This is a genomic window from Catellatospora sp. NPDC049609 (genome assembly GCF_040675365.1).
Lineage (GTDB): Bacteria > Actinomycetota > Actinomycetes > Mycobacteriales > Micromonosporaceae > Catellatospora.
On sequence record NZ_JBFAOU010000341.1, the window covers coordinates 1 to 4,117 of the forward strand.

General features: G+C 76.7%; 3 protein-coding genes. All 3 read right to left on the bottom strand.

Annotation, left to right across the window (positions count from 1 at the left end; translation table 11 throughout):
• A partial coding sequence (locus AB0J67_RS39625; RefSeq protein ID WP_363490730.1) for an MFS transporter occupies window positions 1-1,136 on the bottom strand: 1,136 nt, incomplete at its 3' end.
• Window positions 1,137-1,271: 135 nt separating this feature from the next.
• Window positions 1,272-2,354: a glycosyltransferase gene (locus AB0J67_RS39630; RefSeq protein WP_363490732.1), complete on the bottom strand. Its 1,083-nt coding sequence runs from the start codon at window positions 2,352-2,354 to the stop codon at window positions 1,272-1,274.
• On the bottom strand, window positions 2,351-4,009 hold the full coding sequence (locus AB0J67_RS39635; protein WP_363490734.1) for a carbamoyltransferase C-terminal domain-containing protein: 1,659 nt from the start codon (window positions 4,007-4,009) through the stop codon (window positions 2,351-2,353). The genes AB0J67_RS39630 and AB0J67_RS39635 overlap by 4 nt, the downstream gene beginning before the upstream one ends.
• Between the last annotated feature and the right edge of the window lie 108 nt (window positions 4,010-4,117).

Here is a 4,117-nt window from a genome sequence, read left to right on the forward strand (position 1 = left end):
GCTCTCCCGATCTGTGCACCGGCGGGCTCGGCCAGCAGGCCGAGCAGCGGCGCGCCGGCCGCGCCCGCTACCGAACCGGACATGGCCAGCGCGGCGAGCACGCGGCCGCGCATGTCGGCGCGGGTGTCCAGCTGCACGCGGGTGGCCACGGTGGTGTCGATGAGCACGGCGCCGGCGGCGATGGGCAGCAGCGCGAGGGCGAAGCTCCAGGTGTGCGGCGCCAGCCCGGCCAGCACCTGCAGCACGCTGGTCACCAGCCCCGCGCCGATGAGGGTGCGGTAGCCCAGGTCGGGGCGCCGCGCGGCGAGGAACCCGCCGACCACGGTGCCGGCGGCGAAGACCGTGGACAGCACGGCGTATCCGCCGGCCCCGGCGTGCAGCGGCCCGTCGCTCATGGCGGCCATGGTGACCTGGTAGTTGCGCCCGAGGCTGCCCAGCACCACGGCCAGCCCGAGGGTGATCAGCACCATCGGCTGGCGCAGCAGGTAGACCAGCGCGCCGCCGCGGGCCGGGGCCGGGTCCTGGGCGGCCGGGGGCTGCAGCGGGTGCAGGTCGCGGGGGCGGATGGCGAGCACGGCCACCACCACGGCCAGGAAGCTGACCGCGTTCGCCCCGAACAGCATCGCCGGCCCCGCCGCGGCGACGACGACGCCGGCCAGGCTCATGCCGAGGATGCGGCCGATCGAGCTGACCAGCGAGCCCAGCGACAGGGCGTTGCCCAGCGCGGTGTGCGGCACGGTGGTCGCGGCGAAGCGGCCCATCACCGGGCCTTCGAGGGCGGCGACCGCACCGGCGAGCGCCGAGACGGCGTAGACGAGGGTGAGGTCGCCGTCGCCGGGGCGGAACGCGATCAGGGCGAGCGCCGCGGCCAGCGCGGCGTGCGCGAGTTGGGTGGCCACCAGCAGCGGCCGCACGGGCAGCCGGTCGGCCAGCACGCCGCCGAGCCCGCCGAGCACCAGCACGGGCAGGGTCTGCAGCATGACCGCCGCGCCCATGCTGGCGGCCGAGCCGGTCTGCTGCAGGACGTACCAGTTGACGCCGAGGACCTGCATCCAGGTGCCGACCACGGACACGAGGCACGCGCCGGTCCAGACGCGGAAACCGCGGTGGCGCAGCGCCGCGAAGGTCAGATGCACAACACTGTGCCCTTCTCACCAGGGGGTTTGGCGGACATGCAAGTGTGCGAGCGGGTCCGCGCCGGTGGGAGGGCTGGTGAGCGGGTTCACGCCCCGTCGAGCGGGCAGGTCGCGCTGGTCGGTCCGTTCGGCCGATCAGGGGTGGCCCGCCCGGCGGGTGTGGGTGATCATGCGGGCGCCGCGGGCGGCGAACCAGCCGCGCAGCCAGTGGTAGGTGGCCGCCGGCGGGATGAGGACACTGGTGACGATCATGGTGACGCGCTCGGTGGTCTGCGGCGGGCCGGGCCGGATGCGCGCGAGCGCGAACTCGCCCGTGCCGGCGGCCCAGCCGAGCGCGCCGGCCAGCCCGGTGAGCGCCGCGGCGCGCCGGGTCGTCCGGTGGCGGGTCAGCGCGGCGAGCACCCCGGAGGCGGCGGCGAGCAGCGCGGCGGCCGTGATCATCGAGTGCCGGGCACGGCGGCCGGCGGGGATCTCCAGCAGCTCCCGCCAGCGCGGGCCGTACAGGCGGCGCAGCAGGGCGTCGTCGGCGTTGCCGCGCTGGGTGCGCAGGCTCACCCAGCGGTCCTCGGGGCGGACCGGGTGGCGCACCCGGCGGGCGCCCCGGCGCAGCCGCCAGCCGGCGGCACGGACCCGGTGGGCCAGCTCGGCGTCCTCGCGGTAGGCGCGCGGGAAGCGCTCGTCGAAGCCGCCGGCCGCGGCCAGCGCCTCGCGCCGGTAGGCCATGTCCGCGGTGATCCAGCGGCTGGTCTCCAGGCCCTTCGTGCAGCGCTCCCAGTCGGTCGGGCGGCGGCCGTCCGGCAGCGGCACCTCGACCTGGCCCAGCACGCCGCCGACGTCGCCGGGCGCGGCCAGGTCGTGCAGCAGCGCCCGCAGCCAGCCGGGCCGCGGCAGCACGTCGTCGTCGACGAAGGCGACCCAGGGGTGGCGGGCCTGCCGCCACCCGACGTTGCGGGCCGCCGCTGGCCCCCTGCCGGGCCCGTCCAGCACCCGGGTGTACGCCCGCAGCGGCGCGGGCACCGTCACGGGCACCGGCCGGTCGCGTACGACCAGCAGCTCCACCGGCGCCCCGGCGGCGACCTCGCGGGCGAGGATGCGCAGCAGCGCGTCCAGGCTGGGCCGCCCCACGGTGGGGATCACGATGCTGACCGCGCCGCCGGGCGCGTGCACCGGGGCCCCGTTGCTGATCGGCCGGACCAGGTGCGGGTGCACGGCGCTCACCCGCGCGGGAACGCCGTCGCCCGGCGTACGACGTACGGGCCCAGCACCAGCAGCGCCACCGGGGCCGCCCCGAACAGCTCCATCGCCTGGCGCGGGGTGTCGACGATGGGCTGCCCGGCGATGTTGAGCGAGGTGTTCACCAGCACCGGCAGGCCGGTGCGGCGGTCGAACTCGCCCAGCACGGCGGCCATGCGCGGTTCGGCGGCCGGGTCGACGGTCTGCACCCGGGCGGTGCCGTCGACGTGCACCACGGCCGGGATCCGGTCCCGCCACGGCTCCTTGACCCGGTGCGTGAACAGCATGTACGGGCTGGGCAGCTGCCCCTCGAAGATGTCGGCGGCCCGGTCGGCCAGCACCATCGGCGCCACCGGCCGGAAGTGCTCGCGGCCCTTGATGTCGTTGAGGCGCTCGGTCATGCCAGGGTCGCCGGGATGGGCCAGCAGCGAGCGGTGGCCCAGCGCCCGGGGGCCGTACTCGGCGCGCCCGTCGAACCAGGCGACCACGCCGCCTTCCGACAGCACGTCGGCGACGGTGCCCGCGAGGTCCTCAGGGCGCTCGTGGGGCAGCGCGGCGCGCGCCAGCTCGGCCGCCAGCTCCGCGTCGGTGAACCCGCGGCCCAGGTCCGCGCCGGGCATGGCCGCGGTCTGCGTCCCGGCCTCGGCACTGACCTGCAGGGCCGCGCCCAGCGCCGTGCCGGCGTCGCCCGCGGCGGGCTGGACCCACACCTCGCGGTAGGGCCCCTCGGCGGCCAGCCGGGCGTTGGCGACGCAGTTGAGCGCGACACCGCCGGCCATGGCCAGCCGGGGCGGGCCGTCCGCGGCGTCGTACAGCCACCCGGCCAGCTCCAGCAGCACCTCCTCCAGCCGGCGCTGGACGCTGGCGGCCAGGTCGGCGTGCTCCGGGTCGAGCCGGTCGTCCTCGCTGCGGCGGGCCTTGGCCAGCGCGGGCCAGTCGATCTTCTCGATGTGGAAGCCGCCGTCGCCCGTGGTCCGCACCAGCTCGCGCAGCAGCGGCAGGAACCGGGGCCGGCCGTAGGAGGCCAGTGCCATCACCTTGTACTCGTCGCTGGAGCGCAGGAAGCCCAGGTGGGCGGTGAGCTCCTCGTAGAGCAGCCCGAGCGAGTGCGGCAGCCGCTGCCCGGCCAGCGGGGTGAGCCGCCCGTGCCGGTAGTACCCCGCGAGGTGGCTGCTGGCCTCGCCGCGCCCGTCGAGGACCAGCACCGCGATGTCCTCCCCGGCCGGGTGCGGGGCGGCCAGCGCCGCGGACGCGGCGTGGGCGACGTGATGCGGCACGAACCGCACCGCGGCCGGATCTAGCCCCGGCAGCGCCTCGGCCAGGAACGTCGGAGCCCGGCGCGCGTAGTCCTGGCGCAGCCAGTCCCAGGGGTCGTCCAGGCCCAGCTCGTCAGCGGGCGCGCAGCGGCCCGGGTCGAAGGAGTACGCGACCGCGTCGAGCTCGTCGGCGCCCAGGCCGGCCGATGCCAGGCACCAGCGGGCCGACAGCACCGGCAGCTCCCAGGCCGAGAACGGCACGGGCCGCTTGCCGTGCTTGCGGCGGCTGAACCGCTCCTCCTCGGCAGCCGCGACGGTCCTGCCGTCCACCACCAGCGCCGCCGCCGGGTCGTGGAACACCGCGTTGATCCCGAGTACCTTCATGACCGGCCCCGTTCCCCGGCCGCCACCTGCTCAATCGGGGTCGGGCCGGGCAAAATCTCCTGCCAGGAGAATGGGAGTCTCCAGGCAGGAGGTTGCCGACCTCCTGCC

Coding starts and splice junctions, on each gene's coding strand:
- AB0J67_RS39635 (WP_363490734.1), bottom strand. CDS start 4,009: ATGAAGGTACTCGGGATCAACGCGGTGTTCCACGACCCGGCGGCGGCG.